The sequence below is a fragment of the Paenibacillus sp. AK121 genome, assembly GCF_019042715.1.
GTDB classification, from domain to species: domain Bacteria; phylum Bacillota; class Bacilli; order Paenibacillales; family Paenibacillaceae; genus Paenibacillus; species Paenibacillus polymyxa_C.
Genome location: NZ_JAHPJM010000012.1, coordinates 15687 through 42012, shown reverse-complemented (window position 1 = coordinate 42012; position 26326 = coordinate 15687). Strand labels below are relative to the sequence as shown.

Below are 26326 nucleotides of genomic sequence, written 5' to 3'. Positions count from 1 at the left end.
CTATCCGAGGGTCAGTCATCCTCTGCTTCCGCTACAATGGTGGAATAACCGACGGATGCGTCCGCAATCTGCAATTGCTCGCTACTCTCGTTAAACTCTGCCGCCATTCCAGCGGAAGTTTCAATCCCCTGCTGCTGCAGCACTTCCGCATACTCGCTCAGGGCGGCTTCACCGAACGGAGTCAGCCGATAGCGACCGCGGGCTACACGTTCAAACCAGCCGTAGTAGTTACGCTGGAGTACGGCAGCAGCATCGCTGACGGCTGCTGTGCGGGCGAGCTGCGCGGGAGCCGCTTCCTCCATGCCCTGCAAAGCAGCGGCTACGCGCAGCGCTTTTTCCCGGTAGGCAGTGACCAGCTTGCGCCGGGTGCTCCCGCCGATATTGTGGTCACCGCTGCGTGCATGGAATTCTCGCAGCAGCTTTTCCTTGCGCGAGCCGCGACGAATGGCAGTCGTTTTGTAAACATCATCACTAGATGCCACGGGCTTACACAGCACCTCAACGAGCGGAGGCTTTGTTTTAAAATGCGTGACGGTGAGCAAGCCAAGCCCCAACTGGCGGCACAGTCCGATCAGTTCATTCCAGCGTTGATTCACCGCCCCTTTTTTGGCACGATTCCGTTCTACGGCTACATATACATTGCTGCTTAGCTTCAAGCGCTGCATACCTTGCAGCACTAACGCCAGGTTAAACGTCTTTTTTATCTCCACAATCAGTGGCGTTTGCTGCCCTGGCTTGATTCCCACCAAATCGCAGTTACGCACTTCTCCTTTGACTTCATATCCCAAATTTTCAAAAAAGGCTTTGACTGGAGCGTACAGCTCCGTCTCATGCCGAACCGCCATGGATTCTCCCGCTCCTTTATCCCATTATTCCGAGCTTATATTGTACCATAATGCGTCAGGTCCGCGTCGTTGTTGTCTATTTTAACATAGTGAATCCCTTTGTTTTTGGAAAAAGCGTAGAGACCTGTCACAAAAAATAGGTCAATTCTGAAATCAATCTGCATAGGTATGTATTACACTTTTTTTAAGAGGATCGCATCATATCCTGAAAGGCGTGACGAGTGTAGCCATAATCATCAAGAGTGGAGGATAGTCATTACGCAGTCATGGGAGGAACCGAGCATGAATATTTTTGACCGCCTTGCGGAGTACCGAGCGGAGAACAACCGCTTGGCCTGGAACGGCACTTTTAGAGAGTATATCGAGATACTCAAGAAAGACCCGACACCGGCGATGACCGCTCATGCACGGGTTTACAAAATGATTGAATCTTTTGGTGTAGAAGAGGTTGGGGGACATAAGCGATATAAATTTTTTGAGCAGGAGATTTTTGGGCTGGATCGTGCACTGGAGAAGCTGGTGGAGGAGTACTTCCATTCCTCAGCCAGGCGGCTCGATGTCCGCAAGCGTATCCTTCTTTTGATGGGACCTGTTAGCGGAGGGAAATCGACACTGGTCACCTTGCTAAAGCGTGGGCTGGAGAAGTTTTCAAGAACAGATCAGGGAGCTGTGTATGCTATAGAGGGCTGCCCTATGCATGAAGATCCCCTTCATCTTATTCCTCATGAGTTGCGTCCCGAATTCGAAAAGGAACTGGGTGTACGCATTGAAGGTAATCTGTGCCCATCCTGCCAGATGAGATTGCGTACGGAATTTGATGGCGACATCGAAAAGGTGCGTGTGGAGCGGGTCTTTATATCGGAAGAAAACCGGATCGGCATAGGTACGTTCAGTCCTTCTGATCCAAAGTCACAGGATATTGCCGATTTGACAGGCAGCATCGACTTTTCCACCATTACGGAGTATGGTTCGGAATCTGATCCGCGCGCCTATCGATTTGACGGAGAACTGAATAAAGCGAATCGCGGACTGATGGAATTTCAGGAAATGCTGAAATGCGATGAGAAATTTTTATGGAATTTATTGTCTCTGACCCAGGAGGGAAATTTCAAGGCCGGACGGTTTGCGCTCATCAGTGCAGATGAATTGATCGTAGCTCACACGAATGAATCGGAGTATAAAAGCTTTATTGCGAATAAAAAGAACGAGGCGTTGCAATCGCGGATGATTGTAATGCCCATTCCCTATAATCTGAAAGTGTCCGAGGAAGAAAAGATTTATGCCAAACTCATTGAGCAAAGTGACATGCGTCATATTCACATCGCTCCTCATGCGCTGCGAACGGCTGCCATTTTCTCTGTGCTCACCCGGTTGAAAGAAACCAAGAAGCAGGGTATGGATCTGGTTAAAAAGATGCGCATGTATGACGGTGAGGAGGTCGAAGGCTATAAGGAGGCCGATCTGAAGGAGATGCAACATGAGTTTCTGGAAGAAGGCATGTCCGGCGTAGACCCAAGGTACGTCATTAATCGTATTTCCAGTGCGCTGATTAAGCAAAATGTGGAGTCCATCAATGCTCTGGATATTTTACGAGCCATTAAGGATGGTTTAGACCAACACGCTTCCATCACCAAGGAAGAGCGGGAGCGTTATCTGAATTTCATTTCCGTGGCTCGTAAGGAATATGATGAATTAGCGAAAAAAGAAGTACAAAAGGCCTTTGTGTACTCTTTCGAAGAATCAGCCAAGACGCTGTTTGATAACTATTTAGATAACATCGAAGCTTTTTGCAATTGGGCGAAAATCCGCGATCCGCTCACAGATGAGGAGCTCGACCCGGATGAGCGGCTTATGCGTTCCATCGAGGAGCAGATCGGGGTGTCGGAAAATGCGAAAAAGGCATTCCGTGAGGAAATATTAATCCGTATTTCCGCCTATTCCCGCAAGGGGCGAAAGTTTGAGTATCATCATCATGATCGGCTGCGAGAAGCCATTGAAAAGAAGCTGTTCGCCGATTTGAAGGATATTGTGAAGATCACAACTTCGACCAAAACGCCTGATGCTAATCAGCTCAAACGGATGAATGAGGTGATTAAGCGACTGATTGAGGAGCATGGCTACACTGGAGCCAGCGCCAACGATTTATTGAGGTATGTAGGCAGCCTCCTGAATCGGTAAGGGGAAATAAACAATTGTGTAATGAAGCTATGGATTGAAATGGATGGTGAAGAGAATCCGGCAGGCACAGAGCGTTTGAGGTGCTGGCGGGTTCTTTTTTTGTAATATTAGGGAGTTGAATTTATATACTTTTCTGAAATTAATATGTAAACAATCACAATCAATCTTCTGCTTTTTTAACATTTTCTAAAAAGTTGCCGATAAATATGGTAATGTAAAATCTATGTAAACTATTATTTGGAGGAACTTATGATTCATGTCGCTGAGAGTAGATTAAAACAGATACAATATATTGGTATTACTGATGGTGATTTGGCTTTATTGCACCACTATCAGGGGCTATTCCAATCTATTGTAAATGAGGTAGTGGATCGTTTTTATGAGCATGTAGAAAAGGTTCCGCATCTCGTGTCGATTATCTCTAAATGGTCGAATATTGAGCGACTAAAGCAAACACAACGTGAATACTGGCTTTCTCTTGCAGATGGGAAAATAGATGATCAGTTTATCGAACACCGCCTTTTTGTGGGGCAGGTACATTCCCGGATCGGATTGTCTTCCGATTATTATTTGGGTACGTACATTGCTTATCTGGATATTGCAATAGACATTTTAAAGCGTTCGGGGATAGAGGACTGGTATTCTATTGTGCACGCTCTTTCCAAAATGTTCAATCTGGATTCCCAACTTGTGCTGGAAGCTTACCAGGAAAAGGAAAAGGAGCAAGTTAACGAGCTCGCCGATGAACAAAAGCAGATGCTGACTGTGGTGTCCCGAATTGCACAAAATTTGACGGGGATGATTGCCGAACTTAGGGAAAATACCGATAGTATCGCGGAGAGTGCCTGCAATACTGCTTCTTCGCAGGAACATACAGAGGAACTGGTATTGCAATTGAGTGACGAGATTAAGCATATTGAACAGATGAGTAGTACCATTCGAGAATTGTCCGATCAGACTCATCTGCTGGGACTGAATGCGGCGATTGAGGCAGCCCATGCGCAAGAAGCAGGGCGTGGATTTCAAGTGGTGGCGCAGGAAGTGCGAAAGCTGGCATCTAATTCAAAGCAAGCACAGGAGCAAATTCAGCGCAAGGTGCTGGATATTGCCCGTATGCTTGACAGTGTGCAGTCCGAAACCGCTACCACAACAGCCAGTGCCCGGCAACAGGCCTCCAGCTCGGAAGAATTGGCTTCATTCACAAAGCTGATTGAAAACATGGTGAAGGAATTGGAAATGTTGCAGCACTCCCCGGAAATGCTGGAGGTGTGAGATGTAGCTGATCGGTATAGCCTGGGGAACTGGAAGTTTTCGGGCGTTAGCTGGGTGGATGGATACTGGTAAAGCGACGCTCTTCCTGTGTGGCAGTCCAATCAACGCAACAGAGGCAACAGAGGAAGTGCATATTCCTATGAAAGAATACCGAATCTTTGAAACAAGGAATTAGAGAAAGTTTCTCTATTGTAACGCTTCAGTCAAAGATTTTTTTCCATTCCATATGAGCCGCAAGTACTCTTTTCCATAACTCGTCCCGTTCCTGGTGACTGTAGTTAACGAGCGGCTCACCAAATACATCTGCCATTACTTCCAGCCACTGCGACTTCTTATCCAGCTCTATTTTTTCCAAACCGTTTAGCCCACGTTTCTTCCAAATACATCCTCTGAGTTCATTCGCTTCTAATGCTTGCCTTTGCCGAATTAGAAACAGGTTAAACCATGGAGATTCCACGGAGCGGCTATAGAAATGATGTTTCGGCCTGAATTCTTCCAAATCCTGAACAACCGTAGGGGCAAAATCAACGCCAACAAATGAAGCAAGCGGGTCGTGTTCTAAACGCCAACCATTAGTAACAACTTCAGATTCCATAACTTTATAACGAAGTGGGGGTTGTTCATAAGTCCCCATCAGGAGTGGAAGAGGCTCATATGGCATATCGCCCAGTCCGACATCTACAATCCATACTTCATCTTCTTGCTGCTCATTTAGCAAGTTCACTGTTAATCCAAGATGAAATGAATTAATGCGTGGCTCAGCTCCTAAAGGTTGTACCCCAGCATGATGCAGAGAAACTTTGTACCCTAGTGAATGTAGTAGCGCACTAAAGGCACCATTCAGATGAAAACAATAACCACTTCTCCCATGTAGAATGAGTTGAACAGATTCTTGAAAACCAATGGCAGCCGGCTTTCTTGCAAAAATGTCCAACGTTTGCCATGAAAGATGTTTTACATGTGCCTTATGCAACTCCACTAAATAGGATAGGGTAGGAGGCTGAACTTCGGGAATTCCGATTCTGTTCAAATAAGCTTTTATTTCTTCTTTTGTCATGGTGTACATGTACAGTCACCTCTATTGTTAGTTTGCCAAATTCTCTTCTCGAAACAAATGAGCATTGAGTCTTAGCATCATTGTAAAAGGGGGGCGTGCTGTGTACAATGCTATAAATTTTTGGTTGTACCGGTACAATCAGAAAATCGATTCGTTTAGTAACATGCCGATTTTCCTTAGCTAGTTGTCAGAACACAAAAAAACAGACCTTATCACCGGGTCTGTTTTTTGCTTAATTCTATACCAACTGATTATAGCAGTGATCTAAGTTCACGTCGGTATTTGTTCAAATGCACAAACGATGGAATGACTCGCTTGGCAGAACGGAAGCCGCCTATTCTAAGGTTGCGGACCACATGATAGGGAGAGATCAATAGCGTATGAAGCAGATGCAAATCCTGAGTGCTCAACGGTCGATATCGTTGATAAAATTCTATCGCGCGCAGCATCTTTGTCGCATTCCAAAGACAATTCCGATGAAGAAGATGGGAGAGATCCTTCATCCTTACATGTAGGGAACAATTTTCGAAGTCAATCAAATGGATTTTGAGCTGCCTGTCTTTGACCAGATTGGGATAGTTATAGTCACCGTGTATTAATGCAGCTGCTTTTTGCTCCTGCTGGATTGCTGCTCGAACTTTGGGTTGCTGTAGACGATATAACACTTCTTCACAAAGAGCTAGGAGATGTGCTGTGCCTTTGTAAGGACTGAGGCGTTTTTTATATTCAGCTATTTCATCGCTCAAGCCTTCATAACGGATTCTGGAAGGCGGCGCTTCCGTGACAGGAAAGCCTACGGCACTGGTGTGGAATTTGGCTAAAGTAGAAATTCCCTTTTTGAAGTCTATTCTTTTTGTAAATTCCGGCCTGGGTCCATGAACCCAATTGGTTAATGTATACGAAACGCCTTCATAGGTCATGTAGGCTGTTTGCTGTACGGTTGGATAGACCTTTTGGCTACGTGTAAACCCGCGTTCATCCAGGTAGGACAAGACACGTGTAATAAAACGAATCTCTTCTTCCGGGAATTTATAGGGTTTTAAGCAATAAGTTGTATTGGCAGTTTCAATCTTGTGAATGTCCTTCATTTGACGGCTACGCTGAATTTTGATTCCGTACATTTGCTCAACATTCGATAAAATCGACATTTTGCTCCTCACTTTCTTTTATACACGGGCCCACTCCTGCAAAATATGGATGATTTGTAATCGAAGAGGCCACGACTGATCCCAGTTGTCTAGGATTTCGCGGTCTCTTGAACGATTTGGATGTCGGGAAGCATGCCAAGCTTCTCGTGGCAGTTTATATAAAGCTGTAACAATCTTCCGCTCAGTTCGGCTGAGTGGTTTGCGTTTTTGGTATCCCCTCAACAAGGATTGCACAAATTCAGGATTGAATTGAGTCGTATTCATAAGAGCCTTTGCTAAATCAGCATAGACTGAGCCAATCTTAGCCCGATCCCAATCAATGATTTTAAGATGACCGTCATCTGAAATAATGACATTCGGGGTGGTGATATCACTGTGTATCAAGGAGGGGTGCCGACGTTCCGTCCGAAGCAGTCTTATAATGGATGCGTCCTGCAAATCCTTCCATGCACGTCTGGATAAACGTTTACAGTCCTTGCCATGAGTGTTGTACCAGTTGCGGTACTCTTTATTCTGGCGGCTGATTTTTATCATTTTTTTTTGGAAAAGACGGTCTTGGTTTTTCCATATCCGCAATTGTTGAATGGTCGGAGGGGATTTTCCTTTCTCCATCCGATGCAAGCCGGTGGATGTAGCGTGAAGTGTGGCAAGAGCCAACCCCAGTTTTTCGAAATCTTCAGCGGTCTCCAGTCCCCGTCCTTTGATCCACTGACTTACATAAAATGGCGTCTCTTGATACAAAGTCCATAGCTTACCGGAATGAGTGGGGAGCCATGTGGGCATGTAGGTATATTTTCTCTTTTTCAAAAGCCTTATATAGCTCGCAGCTCGTTCCATCTGTTGAATCGTATTTGAACGAGCCATCTTTGAACGACTAAAGGGCTTTAATGCATAAGTTCCCTTTTTCGTTTTTACTTGGATCACAGCATTTTTTCGGTACAGCGATGAGACTAAGCTTGATTTTAAGGGAATCAGGCCGAAACGACGAGTGATTTCGCGAATCTGTGCTTTTGTATAGGATTTCGCCATAAGAACCTCACTTGATTTTTAATTGAAGAAAAAGGTAATCCTCTGTTAGTTATCAGTCTATTCATGAGGAAATAATAGGTGCAGTTTTATGGGCTATTCTCGTTCTTTTCCTGTTCACGTTAGTCAAAAAAAACGGAGCAGCGAAAGTTCGCTGCTCCGTTTTAATTAGCTCTGTATTATGCAAGTCTGGTCATGAATGGTGGGTGATTAGTTATCGTTGTCATCATCTTCGTCTGTATCCACGATCGCTCCAGATGATGCATGGATTTCAAGCTCAACAGTTCCTTCGTTGGTGAGTACCTTGACCTCATAGATGAACTGTCCATCTTCCTTATCTAATTTAGAAGACAGAAGGGTACTCCCAGGCACATGCTTAAGTGCAATTTGTCCAGCCTGCTTTTCAGTTAGAGTGACGTGATTGGGTTTGTAAAGGGAAGACTCGTCATTCGAGTCATGATCAAGCTCGGAATGGGAACGGATGGTTTTCCCAGTATAAGCATCAACCTCTATATCCCAATCTTTATCTCCTTGCTGAAGATCCACTTCATAGTAGACTTTTCCGTTCTTGCGCTCCAGTTCGACATCCTCAACTTGCGCATGATTTCCCACAGCTTTTTTGGCAATATTGGCAGCAGTAGTCGCTCCAATTAGTCCTGTAGGCTTAGCAGCCCATACGGCATTTGCCGAGACACCTGTAGCCGTAACTCCAAGCAGAACCGTGGCTGCTATTATTCCTAATGTATAGTTTTTTTTCATTACCTAATTCCTCCTTGAGCTGTATGCTTGAATACAGCTTAACCCTTGAACATGAGAGGAACATAATAGAATCATGAGAAAACAATGAGAAGACATAAGCATGATCATCAGGGCGTCATGATTCGTCGTGATCCTGTTTTTCTTTTTCCCAAGTGATAGAGTCGATTGAGCCTGATACTGCATTGATCTGCACCACTGCCTCACGCCCATCTTGTACCTCAACCTCAACAAGATAATAGAGGCCTTTGTCATTGCGGTGCAGTTCAATGTCATCGGATGTTCCATTCACTGCTTTTGCAGCAAGCTTGGCTGCTTCATTCTCTGTAATGACAAGAGAAACCGGGTTAGTTTTATGGACTGGATTTGATTGGTCACTGGGCTCTGAGGAACCGGGCGTGTGATCTTGGGGTTCCTGCTTTGCATCTGTATACATCTGTGTCCGCTTTATGGATTGGATGACACCATCATAGGCGTTGACTTTTATTTCGTACTTCCCTTTGGCGCGTTCTAGCTTGATCACATAAAAATTATCCAAACGTTGGGATTCGAGCACCTCGCCGGGATACTGATGCAATACAGATTGGACCACGGCTTTTTCTTCCAAGGGCGAAGCTGCTAACGATCGTGCCCAGGGCCACTGTAAAAGGCAAATGGTGATCAATACAGCCGCTACCGTACCTCCAATCATCCAGGCATAGATCGTTTTCATCGGTTTTCCCTCCTTTGGCTTATTATTTTGGAACAGCAGGGAGGATGATCGTTGCAGTTGTTCCGCTTCCCTCTATGCTTTCTAGCCCAATTTGTGCTTGAATAGCTTGAGCAATTCCTGTAGCTAATGATAAGCCTAGCCCGGCCCCACCTTCCTCGCGGCTTCTGGCTTCGTCCACACGATAAAAGCGGTCGAAAACTTTAGATAACTTTTCTTCAGGAATTCCAATTCCTTGATCTGTGATTCTTATGCAAGGTTGAGCCGTACCGCTCACAATATCAATCATCAGGTGTATCGGCTCGTCACTGTATTTGCGTGCATTATCCAAAAATATAAATAGAAGTTGTTTTAGTTTATTCTCGTCCGTAAAGGCAGTGCAGTCTGTCTGTACATCCAGTTGAATTTGTCGGGCGAAAGCATTTTCAAATGTAGCTTTCAGTTCTGTCCCTACTTTGGTCAAGCGTACAGGTTCTAACACGACATTCCATTGTTCTTCGTTTCTGGCCAACAGAAGAAGTTGTTCTGCCATATCCTTCATTCGGATCGCCTCAGAATGGATTGCTTCAACGGATTCGGCAAAAATATTGGGATTCTGCAATCCCCGTCGTTTAAGCAAACTAGCATAACTTTCAATAATGGTTAGAGGTGTTTTCAATTCATGGGACGCATTCGAAACGAATTGTTCTTGGCGAACGAAATTCCGCTCCAGCAATTCAATCATGTCATTAAACGTTTCTCCCATCTCGACTAACTCGTCGCGTGATGACGAATTGAGCGGAAGACGTTTGAATTTCCCGCTACGTTGAATCTCTTTCATCGTGCTAATCATGGATGTAATTGGATGTGTAATCAGTCTGCCCAGCAGTCTTCCCGATATGACGACAGGAATAAGAGCAATTCCTGTGACTGCAATAAGTACGATTTTGAGTACCTGGAGCGTCTGCATCGTCGGTTGCAGACTTTCGGTCACCTGAAGATTGACAACCTCTCCATTCGACCAAATCATGGGGACCGAAACGAGAATATAACGGTTGCTTTCATGGGTAATGATGCGAACCTGCCGTGTTTCATTAAAAACGCCCTTCATCAAGCTGAGAGACTGCTCTGATGAAGAGGTGATAGGAGCAAGAAAATCGCCTTCCGGTCTCATCAGACGAAGCATGCCGTCCAGAGGCACATAGGCTCGTAGCAGATCCTCAGCGGCTATGGATACTGGAGCACGTTGAATGCCATGAATCATGTTCTCTGCTGCGGCCTCTACCTGGTTTTTTCGACTGTCTATTGAAAGTTGGCTGAATAGAAAATAGACTGAGAAATTAATAGCCACAAGTAGAATCCCGAATAATAACGAGGTGTACGTATGGATTTTGTTCTGCAGCTTCATAACGATTCCTTCAGAACATAACCAATACCGCGCACTGTATGAATCAGCTCAGGGAGCTGGCGCGTGGGGTCAATTTTATTGCGTACGTAGCGAATATACACATCGACGACATTGGTATCACCGATATAATCAATGCCCCATACATTTTCCAGTAATTGTTCACGACTAAGGACCTGCCGCTGATGTCGGAGTAAATGAACGAGCAAGTCAAACTCTCGCGGCGTAAGCTCAATGTTGTGCTCTCCCCGAAGCACTTCACGTGTACCCTCATGAAGACGTAAATCTCCGGCACTAAGCCATTGATCTGCCACTTGTAAAGCCATGTCTTTCGTTGCACCTACCCTGAGCGCGGCCCTTACACGTGCAAGCAGCTCTTCGATCACAAAAGGTTTGGTAACATAGTCATTGGCTCCCAAATCGAGTCCCTCGACCTTATCCGCAATGGAACTTTTAGCCGTCAGTAAAATGACAGGAACGTTCGCATCATGTTTACGAATCCTCCGAAGGAGTTCGATGCCATTGATACCGGGAATCATAATATCCAGTAAAACTAGATCCCAACTACCTTTGCAATAGGTCTCCAGCCCATCAATTCCGTTCTTTTCTTTACTTACTTGATAGCCTTCAAATTCAAGTTCGATCTCTAGAAGTCGGGCAATCTTCTCTTCGTCTTCTACGATCAAAATGGATTGGTTCATAATCATGCCCTCCTGTAGGCGAATAGCCGATACGGAAGTATTTTAGCATATACGGACAGGTAAGACACTTCAAAACACAGGGCTGGGAGAGAAAGAGATTAGTATGGTGTGTTATATTTATCGACATTAAAAAATGATAATAGCGCTATAAGTTTGTTTTTTTATTCTGTGAGCACAAGAAAAAGATCCATGTTTTGGCCGAAATGAACATTGTTATGCTAGAAAAGTTGCATTAACATAAACTAAAATTCATCAATTGGTGAAATCTGCGATTTCTTCAGCTACTTTCGGAACGCCAATAGCCTGCTCATTCCAATTTAAGCTCCTATCTTATGGAAACACCTGATAAGGGCAGGCGGCAGGCTTGCCCTTTGTCATCAGGAGCGTAAAATAAAATGAAGCGAAAGCAGAGATTCAAGATGTATAAGCTTGGAATGATTACGATTGGACAATCCCTTCTTCGGTCAGATGTAGCCCCTATCGTAGAAAGGGCATTAGAAGGACGGGCCAAGCTGGTGCAGGCACTTGGGGCAGCGGCTGGAGCTCGCCTGGCAACTATGCCTGGCATGACCGATGATATGTTCATGAACGTTTTTTGAGGTAGGGAGGGAAGGACATGGATAAAAGAATACTGATAGCGGACGATGAGGCGAGTATTCGGAATGCACTGGCCTATGCGTTAAAGCGGGAAGGTTTTTTGGTGGAAACTGCTGTGGATGGAGAGGATGCATTGGAAAAAGTGCGTTTGTTCCACCCGGATGTGCTCATACTGGATGTGATGATGCCCAAACTGGGCGGATATGAGGTGTGTCGCCGTTTGGAAAGCCGGAAGGGCGTTGGTATTCTACTGCTAACCGCCAAAAATGATATCGTCGATAAGGTGCTTGGACTGGAGCTGGGAGCAGACGATTTTATGAGCAAGCCGTTTGACCTGAGAGAACTGCTCGCACGTATTAAGGCATTAGTACGGAGACTGGAACGAGAAGGAGCACCTGCGCCGGAAGGAACGGAGGTAATACTGGGTCCATTACGAGTGCGTCCATCTAGCCGAACGGCCGAACTCGGAGTAAAAGCATTGGATCTGACCCCCAAGGAGTTTGATGTACTGGCTCTGCTGGTGTCCCATACTGGGAGGGTGTATACACGGGACGATCTGTTAGAACAAGTATGGGGCATTGATTATGTGGGAGGAACGCGGACGGTGGATATTCATATTCAGCGCTTGCGCAAAAAATTGGAACCGCATCAGTCGATGCTGCAGACCGTATATGGAATCGGCTATAAGGCGGAGAAAATGACGTGAACGAACATCATTCACTCCATTCACAAGAAAGCTTGCAGTCCACTGACCCGCAGAAGCGCAAACGTAAGCGTACAGGCTTGAGCCTGCGCTGGAAATTTCCGCTGGTCCTGGCGGCTTTACTGCTGTTTACTGTCGGTGTGCTGAGCTGGCTCGTGCTTACTGGTATTCGTGCCAATCAGACAGACCAAATGGAACGCGGCTTAAAGCGTCAGGCGGAAATCGTGGAGATGCGCGTCAAACAGTCTTACCTGTTGGGAGCTGGCCAATCACCCGAAGACTTCATGAAAAAGCAAGCGCCACAGCTTGCCGTGGAACTCGGTGTGTCCAGTAATATGCGCGTTATTTTATATGATGGCCGGGGACATGAGGTCGGGAATTCTCTGCCACTGGCTTATAGAACAGATATCAGTCAGGCGCTTTCTTATGCGCTCCAAGGGGAAATTGCGTATATTACAGAAGGTAGCTCAGTGACCTATCTAGCTCCGCTTCAAGGTCCAGACGGCTTGCTGGGAGTGGTACAGCTTCATAGCTCAATAGAAGCACAGCAGCAGTTTTACCAGGACATTGCCCGCTTGTTTTTATGGACAGGAGGTGCGGTGCTGGTCTTAAGCTTTATTCTTGGCTTAGGCTATGTCAGCCGCCAGACGAGGGACATCGGACGACTGACTCGCGCTTCTGAGCAGATCTCGGCAGGGCACTATCCAGAAGCCAGATTGCTGCGACGGCAGGACGAGCTGGGAAGGCTGGATGAAGGGATGCTCCAGATGAGTCATGTGATCCGGGCAAGTATTACCGCGCTCGAAAATGAAAAGCTTCGGCTGGAAGAAGCGGTTCGGCGTTTGAGAGAGCTAGAGCAGCAGCAAAAGACCTTTATTGGCAATATCAGCCATGAACTGAAGACTCCGTTGACCTCTATTCAGGCTTACGCTGATTTGCTGGATATGTATGGGGATGATCCCGAATTGGTGCGTGAAGCCAGAGAAAGTATCGGTAAGGAAACCAAACGGTTGTATGAGCTTGTCGAGGATTCACTGAGACTATCTGTGCTGGACAAATATGATTTTGAATTACATACGGAGGAAGTGGAGCTGCATTTGCTGCTCGAAGATGCAGGTAGCCGAATCTGGGGGAAAGCTGCGGCGCGTGGACTGAATTTTTCGATGGATACCATTCCAGCCAAGGTGTGTGGAGACCCTAAGCATCTGATGCATATTGTGCTGAATTTGCTGGATAATGCAGTAAAATACAATCAGGACGAAGGCTGGATTACGTTATCTAATCGAGTGGAAAAGGACACCGTGATAGTGTATATACGCAATTCCGGTCCATGGATTCCTCGGGAAAAATGGGACATGATTTTTGAGCCGTTTGCTACCTTAAGTCGTGATCGTTCTCGTCAAGACAGTGGCACGGGACTTGGCCTGCCTCTGGCACGCAGACTGGCGGAGCGCATGGGTGGAGAGTTGCAGCTCACAGCTTCAGACGAAACCGGGTTGGAAAATGGCAATGGTCATTCAGGTGCAAGTGGCAATGAATTTTCGCTCAGGCTACCCCTGTTGGTTCACGATGGCTTCCAGTAGTTGGACCGCTCGATAGCTATAGAACTGGAAATGTTGTCTTATTTACAATTTGGAAACAATTCGATGTATTCACGAGATGTTCAGGCATTAAGCTGGGGGTAACGTTAACAAGGAGGCCGTTGTACATGATGAAGAAAAACCTAGACAGCCACGGGCAAAAGAACGGCTTTCCTCGTCTCAAACATCCCTATGCACGCTTTTTCAGACACAAAGTCACAGGATTGCTCATGACTGGCTTGATCGCTGGAGGATTGCTCGGCGGCTGCGGCATAAAAAGCGCAGGAGAGACAATTCCAACATCCGGTATGAAACCGGGGCAAAAGCTTACTGTGATTGACATGGAGGCAGCTCGGCAGCAAGTATCGGACGAACTGGTGGTACAGTCCATTGACAGGCTGGGGGATGTCTACGCGAGGTCATGGCTGAGTGATGAAGAGCTGATTGTGGAACGTCAGAATCAGTTATGGATTCATAATGTAAAGACCAATAAGGAACGAGTTTTAACACCAGGTCGTAAGGCTCTACAGTTACTTGCTGTGGTTTCTCCGGATCAGCGCCATGTCTTTTTTACGGAGGGCAGCACCAGCAGCAAGTATGATATTCAGGGCTATATCTTAGAGCTAAGCAGCGGCAAGGTTACATCGGTTGGCCAGCTGGACATGACTAACGAAGTGAGCTGGGGCGATAGGGATCATCTCATTACAGGTACACCAGACGGTAAGATACATCTGATTGGACTGGACGGCAAAGCTGAAGAATTGAGTTTTCAAGATCCAAATCACTCAGAATTAATTGCTCATGTCGAAAAAGTGGGTAACGCCATATTTTATACAGGCCATGATAAACAAGGGTATCCGGTGCTGAATCGGTTCACTCTCAATCATCCTCAAGCTGTGACCATTGCAGAGGGGGCCATGTCTTTTGCCGTGTCGCTTGATGGTAAATCTATTGCCATTGAAAAGCGGAAATGGAATACATCCGAACCTGCTCGTATGATCATTTTGGATGAACAAGGCAAAGAGAAAGGGATCGTGGGTCAAGGGACTTTAATGAGTCGTGGAAGCTGGTCCAACGACGGGCCCAAGCTTGCTTTTTCCATTTATGATGAGGATCAGCAAGGTATGAGAGGGTTGTATGTGTTTGACCAATCCACGGGTAAAACCACTCCCGTTACGACCGATATCCAGTCCTATGACAGTCCAACAGTGTGGAGCCCTTCCGCCCGGTTTTTATCCATGTACCAGAACATTTCGGAAGGTGGAAAACAACTGAATCAGAGCTATATCGTCGAATTTAAGAAAAAGCAGTAAAAAAAGGCGCATTTCCTTCTTCGGAATGCACCTTTTTTAATTAGGCTGGTTATTCGATTGTGTATCACTATACAAATTTGCGATGATGTTTCTTACCGTCATATGAAAATAAGGCGAGCTTACCTTCAATCATTGTTTCCAAATGAACGGTGCGCCCCCATAGCTGATATACATACGGAAGCGTACGCTCCATATATTTTAAATCCAGTTCAATGCCTTCATACTGGTGCTTGAGCTTTAACTCGCCTGTATGCAGATAATCTCCGTCTTCAACAACGATATAAGGGGAGCCTCCATTTACACGTGAGAACACAAGCTGGTCCCGTATGTTTTCCCAGGATTTATCGGTAATTTTCCAATCCGGTCCCCGTTTTTCAAACACGTACAGATCCAAATCCTCCGTTAGTTGCTTGGTCATGTAATTGCGTATAAAGGAGGTATCCGAATCAAACTCTCGCACCTCGAACATTTTAGCTCGACCTTCGCCCGGTTTGCGTCCTTGGCGCTCTTGCTCCTCGCGGGTCGGGTTATCCCATCGCTTTTCAATATCTTCAAATATTTTCAATCCCAAATAATATGGATTCAAGCTTTGCTTGGAAGGCTGCACAACGGAGGCGTTCAGCATGGCAAATTCAACGGTTTCATCCCCAGTCAAATCCAGTTCTCTGACAATCCGTTGATGCCAATAGGAGGCCCAGCCTTCATTCATGATTTTGGTCTCCATTTGGGGCCAGAAATACAGCATTTCGTCCCGCAGCATCGTCATGATGTCCCGCTGCCAGTCCTCCAATACCTCGGAAAATTCCTGAATAAACCAGACAATATCTTTTTCAGGTTCCGGTGGGAACTGGCGTACCTTAATACCCTCGGCCTCGGCTGAATCATGCTGCTTTACTGTGTCCAGTGACCACAGATCATCGTAAGGTCCGATGGGACGCTGGTGTTTTTTAGGTTCTTTTTGCTCCTTGATTTTGAGTTCCATGTAGCGTTGTTTATCCAGATGCCTTGGTTTGATGAGCTGTGGGTCTACATGTTCCTGAATCGCCAGTACAGAGTCAATGAAGGATTCCACGGCCTTTGAGCCGTACTCCATTTCATAGCTGCTGATCCGTTCTGCGGTGGCAGACATGCTCTCTACCATATTGCGGTTGGAGGCCGAGAAGCGGGCGTTGTGTTTAAAAAAATCGCAGTGTGCCAGTACATGGGCGACAATCAGTTTATTTTGCACCAAAGAGTTTCCATCCAGCAGGAAAGCGTAGCAGGGATTGGAGTTAATAACCAGCTCATAGATTTTACTCAATCCAAAATCGTATTGCATTTTCATCTTGTGAAATGTTTTGCCGAAACTCCAGTGGCTGAAGCGCGTGGGCATACCATACGCCCCGAATGTGTATACAATATCCGCCGGACAAATCTCATACCGCATCGGGTAGTAGTCGAGCCCGAATCCATCTGCAATCTCCATAATTTCTGATATCGCGTACTCAAGCTCTTTCTGATCGGTGCTCATCCTACTGTTCCTCCTTCCCGTTTGCGAAAAAAGGTACGTAAGGCTTGGTATACCTCACCTTTTTCCTTGATGACGTAGTACATAAACTGATCCGTTTTGATATTCTTGTAGGCTGACATCAGCGTACTGCTGCGATTATATTGGTTCACCTCTCCATAGCCGAACATATTGCTGCGCTTCATAAGCTCCTCAATTAGTTTTACACACCGTTCGTTGTCTGAGCTCAGGTTATCGCCATCGGAGAAATGGAAGGGATAAATATTGTAAGTGGAAGGGGGATATCGTTTGTCGATAATCTCCAATGCTTTCAAATAAGCAGAAGAGCAGATTGTGCCGCCACTTTCACCGCGAGTAAAAAATTCTTCCTCCGTAACCTCCTTGGCTTCGGTATGATGCGCAAGAAAAACAATTTCCACCTTTTCATATTGGCGACGTAAAAAGCGAGTCATCCAGAAAAAGAAGCTGCGGGCGCAATATTTTTCAAAAGATCCCATACTACCTGAGGTGTCCATCATAGCGATGATTACCGCATTGGATTGGGGAATGGTCTTCTCTTCCCATGTTTTGTAGCGAAGATCGTCCGGACTAATATGATGAATGCCCGGATTCCCCTCACGCGCGTTGCGGCGCAGATTTTCGAGAATCGTTCGTTTCTTGTCAATGTTCGCCTGCATGCCTTTTTTGCGTATATCATTGAATACGATAGATTCAACCTCAATTTGATCCTTATCTTTTTGCTGCAAATGCGGCAATTCCATTTCCTCAAACAGCATATCTTCGAGTTCTTCTATGCTGACTTCTGTTTCCATAATATCGTGTCCCGGTTGGTCGCCTGCTTTCTCACCTTTACCTGGCTTTTGGGAAGCAGGATCACGTCCGATGACATCTCCCACCTGACTGTCGCCATCCCCTTGGCCTACATGCTTTTGCTTTTGGTAGTTATAAATGAAGCGATATTCATCCAGACTGCGAATGGGCACTTTGATAATCTGTTGACCGTCCGACATTATAATATTTTCTTCCGTAATCAGATCGGGTAGATTTTGCTTAATGACATCTTTGACCTTCTGCTGATGGCGTTGCTGGTCCTGGTACCCTTTGCGATGCAGCGACCAATCTTCGCGGGATACGACGAATGAATATGGCTGGCGTGGTTCCGTCATTGTTAGGCACCCCCCAAGTGGATACACGGCACAGTTTGGCCTTGTTGGTTATTAAGTATATTCACGGGGATGTACGATATGTGATGGAACTCGATTTAAATTCTGCCCGTTTGCTTTTATAATGAAAGTAAAAAATGTAAAAAAAGAATGGAGAACCTTGGTTATGGAAGAAATTGCAGTGCTTATCGTAGACGATGAACAGGGACTGCGAGATATGCTGACAAAAGTATTAAAAAAGGAAGGATTTCTTCATGTTAAGCATGCAGCCACGGGCCAAGAAGCGCTGCAAATCGTGATGGAATCTCGTATTGATGTGATTGTGCTTGATGTTATGCTCCCTGATAACGATGGATTTGAGGTATGTCGTCAGATGCGTCTATACACGGAAGTTCCTATTCTTTTTTTGACGGCAAGAGATACAGATCTGGACAAATTAATGGGATTTGGTATTGGGGGGGACGATTATATCACCAAACCGTTTAACCCGTTGGAAGTCGTTGCACGTATGAAAGCTCGAATGAAGTATCGAAATATGACAACAGCGGATATGAAGCCTGCTTTACAAACCTTAGATTTTGGATATTTTTGTCTGGAGCTGGAATCAGGTGCATTGTATGTGCAAGACCAAGAGGTCGATTGTCCTGCACGTGAATGGCTACTGCTGGTATTTTTGTGTAAGCATCCTAACCGTATATTCAGTGTGCGTCAGCTATACGAAGCAATATGGAGCGAGACCTTCCTTGGTGATGAAAAGACAGTAGTCATTCATATCTCTCGTTTGCGAAAAAAAATAGAACCTGATCCCAAGCACCCGCAATTTTTAGTTAATGTAAGAGGGCTAGGTTATAAAATGATATCAGTCAAGAGGGGGGAGCAAGAATGAACTCTCTGGTCAAGATATCCTTTCGTTTTATAAAAGTAACATTATGTTTTGCACTAGCCTATGTTCTTTGTTTTCTTATCTGCACTGTTATATATATTTTTATAAAAAGTACATTTGGTACATCTCATAATATGAATATTGATCTCTTCTGGATAGGACTTGGAATCGTGCAGAGCATTGTGTTCATAGCTGTCTATGGATGGTATATAGGCAAACCCTTGGTGTATGTAATTAAATGGATTGGAAATATAGCAACAGGGGAATTCCAAGCGCCGCTAAGTGAGCTAGAACTGCCAGAGCGCAAAAAAAATCAGAGCAATAATTATAAGCCTCCGTATCAATTGTATAAAGAAGTTTTTGAACAAATGAACATCTTATCTGCTCAATTGCGCAGCAATGAGGAAGAGAGAATGGAAATAGAAAAGCGAAAACAGCAGTGGGTAGCAGGTGTAAGCCATGATCTCAAAACACCTTTATCTTATATTGAAGGATATGCAGCCATGCTGACTGCTCAAGAGTATGATTGGTCCGAGGAAGAAAAAAGAAGCTTTAGTATGGCTATCAGTGAGAAAGTGACGGAAATGAAGCAGTTGATTCAGGATTTGAATGCTTCTATGCAGCTCAAGGAGGGTGCCTTGCCGATCCAGTTAAAGAAGGAGGACATTGTGGAGTTTCTACGCAATACGGTCATAGATATCGCTAACCATCCTTCGGCCGAGCAGTACGAATTTTCTTTTATGCCATTGGAGGCAGTATGTGTCGTGCCCTTCGATAGTAAATTATTAGGTAGAGCGTTGAAAAATTTTTTGATGAATGCAATCATTCATAATCCTCCAGGTACACATGTTTCAATGGAAGTAAACAAAGAGAGCGATAAGCTTCATATTTCTATCGAAGATGATGGAATAGGAATGAATCCAACTGAATTTATACAGATGACACCTTCCAAAGAGCATGGGATACCTATTGCCAAAAGCTTTATTGAAGCCCATAACGGAACGCTTCATATTCTTCCGGGAAGTCAAGAGGGTACCAGAATAGAAATTACGTTGCCACTGAATATGTAACTCTTTAACATCTCTCCCTCACATTTTGGAGTTCGCTCGTTTTTTTGCCTGTTGTTTAGGAACTGTTTACTTGATGTTAACTTTCTTTCAGTAAACTGTATGTAACTAACTTCAGCATTAAAAGTCGAGAGGAGAGCAGGAAATGTCTGAATATGTAATACGTACACGTCAGCTAACCAGGCGTTTTGGAAAAAGGGAATTTGTCAAACAAATAAATCTCCAGGTACCTGGGAAGCAAATTTACGGATTTTTGGGACCAAACGGGGCGGGGAAAACAACCACGATTCGTATGCTACTCGGGCTGATTAAATCCACATCCGGGGATATTGAGATTTTTGGGAAAAAGCTCAAGGATCATCGCATGGAAATATTAAAAGATGTGGGTTCTTTGGTTGAATCACCTGCCTATTATGCCCATTTGTCCGCATATCGAAATTTAGAAATCGTTACAACGATGCGTGGGTTGCCGACTCGAAAAATTCATAAAGTGCTGGATTTGGTGAGATTAAGCAAGGATGCGTATCGTCCGGTAAAAGGATACTCCTTGGGGATGAGACAAAGGCTAGGAATTGCCATGGCGTTGATTGCTGATCCCAAATTGTTGATTCTTGATGAACCGACGAATGGTTTGGACCCGTCCGGTATTCAGGAAATTCGGGAGTTAATTATGAGCCTGCCTGATGCTTACGGAATGACGGTATTGGTTTCGAGCCATCTATTAAGTGAAATCGAACAGATCGCAACCTATGTAGGGATTATTAATCAAGGGGAAATGATTTTCCAGGGAACGATGAAAGAACTTACAGACAAAAGCAAGCCTCAATTATTCATTGAAACCCAAAATCCTGTTCAGGCTGCTGGAGCCCTGATGCAGCATGGATGGATTGCCGGAGCTGAATCCATGGAGCAAAAAGAGGTCATAACTCCTATAGTAGACCGTGAGCAGTCATCGGAGATGATCAAAGTGTTGGTGGAGCACAATCACCCCGTCTACCGGGTAAGGGAGAAGAAAAAAACATTGGAGGAAATATTCCTGGAGCTGACTGGTAAGGAGCGAAGCTTATGATACTCCAAGTTATCAAGGCGGAAGGATATAAGCTGAAAAAAATATGCTGGTGGCTTCCTCTAATACAGGGCTGTGTTCTTACAGGAATGACTGCCATGGAATGGTATCTCTACTTTCGCCAGGGGCCAGGCGGGGTCTATGCTGGTTTTGCCGTTATGTTTATGTTCATCTCATTTGTGATGTTGCTTGGTTGTACACTTTTGGCAAGCATAATGGCAGGTACAGAGCACGATACTCAAACATGGAAGCAGTTGATGGCCATGCCTGTTCCTAGAAGCTATATTTATGTATCCAAAATAGTGTGGATCGTGATTTTGCAGCTTGGCACCGCCTTGATCACGATAGCAGGGATGAGTCTCATCTGGGTGTTGTATACAAACGAGCCCATTCCTTGGCGAGTTATGCTGCTGCAGCCGATTAATGCCAGCTTGGCTACCCTGCCTGTACTTGCAATTCAACTTTGGTTGTCTACCCTTTTTACTAATCAGGCATTTCCGTTAGCGTTTGGCATATTTGGTTCTATTGCCAGTTTGTTTTTGGCACGAACAAGTATTCTTTGGATTAAATTATTACCTTGGTCGTATCCGGCACTATCAAGTCCTCTGATTAAGGAATACGTAATGTGGGTGGTCATTGCTTTATGTGCAGGGATCATCTTCACAGGACTCGGTACTCTACAGTTTACAAAGCATGAATTCAAATAGAGAGGGGAATCTGCATGGGATCCATTTTACGCGTGGAAGCGATGAAGCTTCAATGGGTCATGGTATGGATTCTCATTATATTGGATGCGGTTATCAATTCTTTAATGGGAGTCCTGGAACTGAACGATTTGAAGCAGTTTTATGAGCCTAGCTGGTTAATGTTATACACCTATGCGGCGCATTTTCACTCGATGTTTTTTTATCCGCTTTATTGTGGAATTATTGCTTCTCTTTTGTGTGCATACGAACATCGAGATGGAGGATGGAAGATTTTATTGAGCAGCCCGTATCCCCGTCAGCGAATCTATTATGCAAAATATATATTGCTCATTCTCATACTGTTTCTTGATCAGCTTACATTCATAGTAGGATATTTTGCAGGTGGGTATATAGCAGGTGCTCCAGGAGAAATCCCTTGGACTCTCGTTCTTTCTACCGGATGGGGAGGGTGGTTCGGAATTCTTCCATTGGCAGCCCTCCAGCTTATGCTTTCGGTAAAAATCCGCAATTTCGGAGCTTCACTAGGAATGGCTATTTGCTGTGTAGTGCCTAATATTGTTATGACAGGCTTTCATTCTTCTATAGGAGCATGGTTTCCCTTTACGATTCCTTATTATATTATGTTGCCACAAACAGCGAGCTATGCTCCCAGAGTCGAGCCTTATAGTCTTGGTTTGATTGTACTTTTTACGTTTTTAGCCTATCTATATGGTGGAAGAAAAATGTTTGTGAATAGGGACTGGTTGTAGCTAGGATATCATGAGGCTGTAATTCATAAGTATCCGTTTTAAGTGATCCTTTCAGTCGACAAGTTAATTGAAATAAACAATGATTACAAAAATAACGACAAAATCTTGCGGAAAAATTGCGTTGTTTACTTTCAAATCAGATAGTAATATATAGAAGAAAGAGCACTCCTTTTGGAAAAAATGTGAAAATAAAAAAGTTTTAAATAATATTATAGGATACTCTATAAGGGGTTGGTATATTGGTGGATTATATATTGAATTGTAATAATGTTACAAAGAAGTATGGTAGTAAAAAAGCTCTTGACTCGTTAACTCTTTCAATAAAGCCTGGAACTATCTTAGGACTTCTTGGTCCTAATGGAGCGGGGAAAACGACATTAATGAAACTCATCGTATCTCTGCTGAGGAATTATAGAGGTGAAATTCGTATTAAAGGTTTGAAACCTAGTGTTGAAACGAAGAAGATCGTTTCTTATTTGCCTGACAGAGAATTTCTTTACCAGTGGATGACCATCGAGCAAGCTATTGCCTTTTTTGAACATTCTTTTGTCGATTTTAACCGAGGTTTAGCATACAAAATGGTGAAATCATTGGGTTTGGATATAAACGACAAAATTAAATCTTTATCTAAAGGAATGCAGGAAAGATTAAGTATTTCCTTGGCTTTTGCAAGGAAAGCAGCGCTGTATATTTTGGATGAACCATTGGCGGCTGTGGATCCTTCTACACGGGATAAGATTATACAAATTATACTTGATAACTTTGATCCTACTAGTGCGGTTATTATAAGTACTCACTTAATTAATGATGTTGAAAAATTATTTACTGATGTAGCATTTGTGAATGACGGAAAGATACTGCTACAAGGAAATGTAAGAGATATAAGAGACGAATATAAACAGTCTATAGAGGAAATATTCAAGTCTATGATCTAAGATGAGGAGGAGTAATCTTGCAAATTTCATCTTACAACGAATATTTGCTATTAAATGATTCGGATGAGGAAAGTTATTTAATTTATAACAGCTTATCGAATGGATTCGGTGAAATACATAAGGATTTGTATAATGCCTTTATTCAAAAAGATATGGACTATCTTGAACATTGTACAGAGAAAGAACAATTACTGCAAGGTCAGTTCCTATATGTTCAGCCCATAAAAGAACTAGACCAGATGGAGGAACAGTTTAAAATATTTAGAAACCAAGATCAGACCTTGAACTTAACTATTTTGCCTACCTTTAGCTGTAATTTTAGATGTTCTTATTGTTTTGAAAATTTGACGTCTAAATCAGGGAAGAGAGCTTTTTCTCAAAAAATACAGAATGAAATTCTGACTTATATAGAAAAGTTAATTGAAGAATTACATTTTAAATGCATCATAGTGAATTGGACAGGTGGTGAACCATTACTTGAATTTAAAAATATAACCAGTCTTATGGAGCGTATAAACTTTATTGCTAATAAAAATAAAATATCCATTGATCATTTTATGGTAAGTAATGGATACTTGCTTACACCTGACCGGGCTAAGAAATTGAAAGAATTAGGTGTTAAAAGAATTCAAATTACAATAGATGGATCAAAAAAAAGCCACGATCAAAGAAGGATATTAGCTAATAAAGAAGGCACTTTTGATAAGATAATAGAAAATATTAATAAATCATGTGAATTTATCCACATTACGATTAGAACAAATGTGGATTTGGATAATATTCATTTTATGAATGAGTATATGGAATATATGGGGAGGCAACTTTTCAAAGAGAAAGTAAGCATTTATTTTTCAGCAACTACTGAATATAGTGCAGGGGGGTGCGTCAGCAACAGCAGTTGTTATGCGAATAAAGATTTTTCAAAGGTAATAATAAAGTTATACGAAAGCGCATTAGAAAAAGGATTGAATATATCTTACTATCCTCAGTATGAACCGGTTGCTTGCGCAGCAATCGCAGCTAACTCTATGGTCATTCAGCCAGATGGAGGTATTCAGAAGTGTTGGAATACTGTTGGAAATAAGAACTATTTAATTGGACATATTAGCGAAAATTTTAGTATTGAACAACTTAATTCTAACAAATGGATGGATTATTCTCCTTACAAATTCGAAAAATGTAGAGATTGTAATGTTTTGCCTTTATGTGGTGGAGGATGCGCTCAGCAAGCATTTGAAAGTGAAGAGAAGCAGCCTGTTTGTAGAGAATTTAAATATAATTTAGAGGAAATGCTTACGTTTAACTTTCGCCATCAATAAATCTGGAAAATTTAATTATAGCTATTAATATATTTGAAAGGAGGTGAGTTGAATGCGGTGGATTGTAAAACCTCAAAAAGTAATGAACTCTGTAACTCCTGCATTTTGTCTTGTAGATAACAAAAATTCTTGTGTCTTGTATGTTTAAACAAAATCTTCTGTATTACCGCCTGTTTTTTACTAAACAGGCGGCTATTTCATTGAAAAGGGGCTTAATATGTTATTTTCTCATATATTTAAAGTAGAAATCAAAAGACATTTTATGGTGTTTGCAATTCTTACGATCTTAAGCGGTATATTTAGTCTTCATTTTTTAGTTAATAATCATCAACAATTAGCATTCTCTTATCTACTAATCAATATGGTTATAGGGATATTGATACCCATTTACATATTTATGGACTTTTACAATGAGTTTTTTTTAGGAAAAATGACACTTAATCATATGCTACCACTCAAAACATCAAGTCTATTCTTTATTAAATCAATAGTATTTTTAATTGGAATTATGGTTGTATGGGGGGCAACTCTCATAGAGATTTTTCTTAATCCGCAAGGGTTATACTTAACGCGCATTGTGCAGTCAACTAGTCCTTCCGAAGGTATTTTATATTTATTTTGCTCAAAGTTTTTTGGAATGTTAAGTGGGCTTTCATTGATGGGGTTTGCAATCTCTTTAGCAAAATGGGTGAGTAAAAAGGTAGCAACAGGTCACCTATTGATTGCCTTTATTTTTATTGCAGTAATCGGCTTTCAATTTGCTTTAATTATAAAAGGGTCTTGGCATTGGAGCATTGGAACATCATCACTAGAATCGTTTAAACAGTACGCCAATATGCTTACAATAAGTACCTTTTCCAATCGTCCAACCTTTCCCGACATTAAAGAAACAATTCATTGGGATTCAGTCGTAATGAATGTAATTGTTACAATAATTTCAGGAAGTTTTGCAGCTTTATTATTTAATTCAAAAAGGTATGAAATTTATGGTAAATAAATTGGCTTACATTCAGTGAGCCTTTATTTTTAGCTCTAGGAGGCAAGGGGATGATCAATATAAATACCATTGTAATCATAGAAAATCAATTGGCTTGGCAAAACAAACTCAAAGTATGGATTGAGCCGGAAAAGGACATGTATGCATTTTTTTTTAGATCGTATACTGATTTTATTGAAAAAGGTATATTTGAGGATTATCAACTATTAGTTTGTGATATAGAATTAATTAGTTTGGATGAGCTGGAGCCCATATACAGAAGAGATAGACCAATAATAATAAGCATTTCAAACCATAAGTCTCCCAAAATAAAGCAGTTATTGAAACTTGGTATCTCCGGCATTGTGTATAAGACAGCTACATCGGCACAATTGATGCGGACCATTCGTAATGCTTTAGATGGATTGGCTACGTTACCAATGGAATTATTTCGAAGCTTACATACCATTCCAGAATATGATGATATATTAATCAGCCCTAAGGAACGCTCAATTCTAGAAGGGTTATCATTAGGAAAAAGCAACAAAGAGCTAGCAGCCCTTTTATATGTTAGCCAGAGGACAGTCGAATATCATTTGACACATATATTTAGTAAATTCAACGTTCATACAAGAACTGAGGCAGTAATGGCAGCTAAGTCTAAAGGAATAATTCATGTGTGAAT

24 protein-coding genes and 1 pseudogene are annotated in these 26326 nt (G+C 43.1%); 15 read left to right on the top strand and 10 right to left on the bottom strand.

The window, feature by feature from the left end; translation table 11 throughout:
- Positions 1 to 11 precede the first annotated feature (11 nt).
- Positions 12 to 845 carry a DUF2161 domain-containing phosphodiesterase gene (locus tag KSP24_RS19440; protein ID WP_064963898.1) on the bottom strand — a complete coding sequence of 278 codons (834 nt, stop codon included), beginning with the start codon at positions 843 to 845 and terminating at the stop codon, positions 12 to 14.
- A gap of 282 nt (positions 846 to 1127) precedes the next feature.
- Here KSP24_RS19440 and KSP24_RS19435 point away from each other — a divergent pair, with 282 nt between their 5' ends.
- Entirely contained in the window at positions 1128 to 3023 is a 1896-nt protein-coding gene (locus KSP24_RS19435) for a PrkA family serine protein kinase (RefSeq protein ID WP_013370145.1), read from the top strand.
- 249 nt (positions 3024 to 3272) lie between these two features.
- A complete protein-coding gene (locus KSP24_RS19430; RefSeq protein ID WP_216976303.1) occupies positions 3273 to 4295 on the top strand; it encodes a globin-coupled sensor protein in 1023 nt (340 codons plus the stop codon).
- Positions 4296 to 4494: 199 nt separating this feature from the next.
- Here KSP24_RS19430 and KSP24_RS19425 read toward each other — a convergent pair whose 3' ends face one another.
- The 7 genes from KSP24_RS19425 to KSP24_RS19395 form a co-directional block, all read right to left on the bottom strand.
- On the bottom strand, positions 4495 to 5361 hold the full coding sequence (locus tag KSP24_RS19425) for an arylamine N-acetyltransferase family protein (RefSeq protein ID WP_216976301.1): 867 nt from the start codon (positions 5359 to 5361) through the stop codon (positions 4495 to 4497).
- A gap of 242 nt (positions 5362 to 5603) precedes the next feature.
- Positions 5604 to 6500 (bottom strand): phosphotransferase, encoded by an 897-nt coding sequence (locus tag KSP24_RS19420; protein ID WP_040101772.1) that lies wholly within the window; start codon positions 6498 to 6500, stop codon positions 5604 to 5606.
- A gap of 18 nt (positions 6501 to 6518) precedes the next feature.
- Positions 6519 to 7529, bottom strand: coding sequence for an aminoglycoside phosphotransferase family protein (locus tag KSP24_RS19415; RefSeq protein WP_013370149.1), 1011 nt, complete (start codon positions 7527 to 7529; stop codon positions 6519 to 6521).
- Between the two features lie 207 nt (positions 7530 to 7736).
- Positions 7737 to 8285 carry a PepSY domain-containing protein gene (locus tag KSP24_RS19410; RefSeq protein ID WP_216976299.1) on the bottom strand — a complete coding sequence of 183 codons (549 nt, stop codon included), beginning with the start codon at positions 8283 to 8285 and terminating at the stop codon, positions 7737 to 7739.
- A gap of 115 nt (positions 8286 to 8400) precedes the next feature.
- Positions 8401 to 8994: a PepSY domain-containing protein gene (locus tag KSP24_RS19405; protein WP_216976297.1), complete on the bottom strand. Its 594-nt coding sequence runs from the start codon at positions 8992 to 8994 to the stop codon at positions 8401 to 8403.
- A gap of 22 nt (positions 8995 to 9016) precedes the next feature.
- Positions 9017 to 10378, bottom strand: a complete 1362-nt coding sequence (locus KSP24_RS19400; RefSeq protein WP_013370152.1) for a sensor histidine kinase — start codon at positions 10376 to 10378, stop codon at positions 9017 to 9019.
- Complete coding sequence (locus KSP24_RS19395) at positions 10375 to 11076, bottom strand: response regulator transcription factor (RefSeq protein WP_013370153.1); 702 nt, start codon at positions 11074 to 11076, stop codon at positions 10375 to 10377. Before KSP24_RS19395 ends, KSP24_RS19400 begins: the two co-directional genes overlap by 4 nt.
- Positions 11077 to 11471: 395 nt before the next feature.
- Between KSP24_RS19395 and KSP24_RS19390 the strand changes: the two are divergent.
- From KSP24_RS19390 to KSP24_RS19375, 4 genes and pseudogenes are all read left to right on the top strand, one after another.
- A pseudogene (locus KSP24_RS19390) lies at positions 11472 to 11618 on the top strand (protein aroM); the annotation flags it as partial.
- Between the two features lie 74 nt (positions 11619 to 11692).
- Positions 11693 to 12379, top strand: a complete 687-nt coding sequence (locus tag KSP24_RS19385; RefSeq protein ID WP_013370155.1) for a response regulator transcription factor — start codon at positions 11693 to 11695, stop codon at positions 12377 to 12379.
- Positions 12376 to 13959, top strand: a complete 1584-nt coding sequence (locus KSP24_RS19380; protein WP_090736042.1) for a sensor histidine kinase — start codon at positions 12376 to 12378, stop codon at positions 13957 to 13959. Before KSP24_RS19385 ends, KSP24_RS19380 begins: the two co-directional genes overlap by 4 nt.
- A 125-nt stretch (positions 13960 to 14084) precedes the next feature.
- A complete protein-coding gene (locus KSP24_RS19375; RefSeq protein ID WP_216976295.1) occupies positions 14085 to 15269 on the top strand; it encodes a WD40 repeat domain-containing protein in 1185 nt (394 codons plus the stop codon).
- Between the two features lie 67 nt (positions 15270 to 15336).
- Here the strand turns inward: KSP24_RS19375 and KSP24_RS19370 are convergent, their stop codons facing one another.
- Both KSP24_RS19370 and yhbH read right to left on the bottom strand, forming a co-directional pair.
- Entirely contained in the window at positions 15337 to 16779 is a 1443-nt protein-coding gene (locus KSP24_RS19370; protein WP_025676405.1) for a SpoVR family protein, read from the bottom strand.
- Positions 16776 to 17942, bottom strand: coding sequence for a sporulation protein YhbH (gene yhbH / locus KSP24_RS19365; RefSeq protein WP_013370159.1), 1167 nt, complete (start codon positions 17940 to 17942; stop codon positions 16776 to 16778). Before yhbH ends, KSP24_RS19370 begins: the two co-directional genes overlap by 4 nt.
- Before the next feature lie 163 nt (positions 17943 to 18105).
- On the opposite strand from yhbH, the gene KSP24_RS19360 reads away from it, so the two are divergent.
- The 9 genes from KSP24_RS19360 to KSP24_RS19320 all read left to right on the top strand — a co-directional run bounded on the left by KSP24_RS19360 (position 18106) and on the right by KSP24_RS19320 (position 26324).
- Entirely contained in the window at positions 18106 to 18825 is a 720-nt protein-coding gene (locus KSP24_RS19360) for a response regulator transcription factor (protein ID WP_216976294.1), read from the top strand.
- Positions 18826 to 18992: 167 nt separating this feature from the next.
- Positions 18993 to 19892 carry a sensor histidine kinase gene (locus KSP24_RS19355; RefSeq protein ID WP_367949360.1) on the top strand — a complete coding sequence of 300 codons (900 nt, stop codon included), beginning with the start codon at positions 18993 to 18995 and terminating at the stop codon, positions 19890 to 19892.
- A 142-nt stretch (positions 19893 to 20034) separates the two neighbouring features.
- Positions 20035 to 20958: an ABC transporter ATP-binding protein gene (locus tag KSP24_RS19350; protein ID WP_013370163.1), complete on the top strand. Its 924-nt coding sequence runs from the start codon at positions 20035 to 20037 to the stop codon at positions 20956 to 20958.
- Complete coding sequence (locus tag KSP24_RS19345) at positions 20955 to 21662, top strand: ABC transporter permease (protein WP_025676406.1); 708 nt, start codon at positions 20955 to 20957, stop codon at positions 21660 to 21662. The genes KSP24_RS19350 and KSP24_RS19345 overlap by 4 nt, the downstream gene beginning before the upstream one ends.
- A gap of 14 nt (positions 21663 to 21676) precedes the next feature.
- On the top strand, positions 21677 to 22411 hold the full coding sequence (locus KSP24_RS19340; RefSeq protein ID WP_013370165.1) for an ABC transporter permease: 735 nt from the start codon (positions 21677 to 21679) through the stop codon (positions 22409 to 22411).
- Positions 22412 to 22653: 242 nt separating this feature from the next.
- Positions 22654 to 23346, top strand: coding sequence for an ABC transporter ATP-binding protein (locus tag KSP24_RS19335; RefSeq protein WP_216976292.1), 693 nt, complete (start codon positions 22654 to 22656; stop codon positions 23344 to 23346).
- A gap of 17 nt (positions 23347 to 23363) precedes the next feature.
- Positions 23364 to 24665, top strand: a complete 1302-nt coding sequence (locus KSP24_RS19330) for a radical SAM/SPASM domain-containing protein (RefSeq protein WP_216976291.1) — start codon at positions 23364 to 23366, stop codon at positions 24663 to 24665.
- 217 nt (positions 24666 to 24882) lie between these two features.
- Positions 24883 to 25662 (top strand): hypothetical protein, encoded by a 780-nt coding sequence (locus KSP24_RS19325; protein WP_064963882.1) that lies wholly within the window; start codon positions 24883 to 24885, stop codon positions 25660 to 25662.
- 50 nt (positions 25663 to 25712) lie between these two features.
- On the top strand, positions 25713 to 26324 hold the full coding sequence (locus KSP24_RS19320; RefSeq protein ID WP_216976290.1) for a response regulator transcription factor: 612 nt from the start codon (positions 25713 to 25715) through the stop codon (positions 26322 to 26324).
- The last annotated feature ends 2 nt before the right edge of the window (positions 26325 to 26326 follow it).

Excerpts from the sequence above, each read along its gene's own strand:
- KSP24_RS19340 (WP_013370165.1), top strand. The coding sequence starts at position 21,677 with ATGGGATCCATTTTACGCGTGGAAGCGATGAAGCTTCAATGGGTCATG.
- KSP24_RS19405 (WP_216976297.1), bottom strand. The coding sequence starts at position 8,994 with ATGAAAACGATCTATGCCTGGATGATTGGAGGTACGGTAGCGGCTGTA.
- KSP24_RS19440 (WP_064963898.1), bottom strand. The coding sequence starts at position 845 with ATGGCGGTTCGGCATGAGACGGAGCTGTACGCTCCAGTCAAAGCCTTT.
- KSP24_RS19345 (WP_025676406.1), top strand. The coding sequence starts at position 20,955 with ATGATACTCCAAGTTATCAAGGCGGAAGGATATAAGCTGAAAAAAATA.
- KSP24_RS19420 (WP_040101772.1), bottom strand. The coding sequence starts at position 6,500 with ATGTCGATTTTATCGAATGTTGAGCAAATGTACGGAATCAAAATTCAG.
- KSP24_RS19370 (WP_025676405.1), bottom strand. The coding sequence starts at position 16,779 with ATGAGCACCGATCAGAAAGAGCTTGAGTACGCGATATCAGAAATTATG.
- KSP24_RS19350 (WP_013370163.1), top strand. The coding sequence starts at position 20,035 with ATGTCTGAATATGTAATACGTACACGTCAGCTAACCAGGCGTTTTGGA.
- KSP24_RS19375 (WP_216976295.1), top strand. The coding sequence starts at position 14,085 with ATGATGAAGAAAAACCTAGACAGCCACGGGCAAAAGAACGGCTTTCCT.
- KSP24_RS19410 (WP_216976299.1), bottom strand. The coding sequence starts at position 8,285 with ATGAAAAAAAACTATACATTAGGAATAATAGCAGCCACGGTTCTGCTT.
- KSP24_RS19415 (WP_013370149.1), bottom strand. The coding sequence starts at position 7,529 with ATGGCGAAATCCTATACAAAAGCACAGATTCGCGAAATCACTCGTCGT.
- KSP24_RS19325 (WP_064963882.1), top strand. The coding sequence starts at position 24,883 with ATGTTATTTTCTCATATATTTAAAGTAGAAATCAAAAGACATTTTATG.
- KSP24_RS19320 (WP_216976290.1), top strand. The coding sequence starts at position 25,713 with ATGATCAATATAAATACCATTGTAATCATAGAAAATCAATTGGCTTGG.
- yhbH (WP_013370159.1), bottom strand. The coding sequence starts at position 17,942 with ATGACGGAACCACGCCAGCCATATTCATTCGTCGTATCCCGCGAAGAT.
- KSP24_RS19385 (WP_013370155.1), top strand. The coding sequence starts at position 11,693 with ATGGATAAAAGAATACTGATAGCGGACGATGAGGCGAGTATTCGGAAT.
- KSP24_RS19430 (WP_216976303.1), top strand. The coding sequence starts at position 3,273 with ATGATTCATGTCGCTGAGAGTAGATTAAAACAGATACAATATATTGGT.
- KSP24_RS19395 (WP_013370153.1), bottom strand. The coding sequence starts at position 11,076 with ATGAACCAATCCATTTTGATCGTAGAAGACGAAGAGAAGATTGCCCGA.
- KSP24_RS19400 (WP_013370152.1), bottom strand. The coding sequence starts at position 10,378 with ATGAAGCTGCAGAACAAAATCCATACGTACACCTCGTTATTATTCGGG.
- KSP24_RS19435 (WP_013370145.1), top strand. The coding sequence starts at position 1,128 with ATGAATATTTTTGACCGCCTTGCGGAGTACCGAGCGGAGAACAACCGC.
- KSP24_RS19425 (WP_216976301.1), bottom strand. The coding sequence starts at position 5,361 with ATGTACACCATGACAAAAGAAGAAATAAAAGCTTATTTGAACAGAATC.
- KSP24_RS19360 (WP_216976294.1), top strand. The coding sequence starts at position 18,106 with ATGGAAGAAATTGCAGTGCTTATCGTAGACGATGAACAGGGACTGCGA.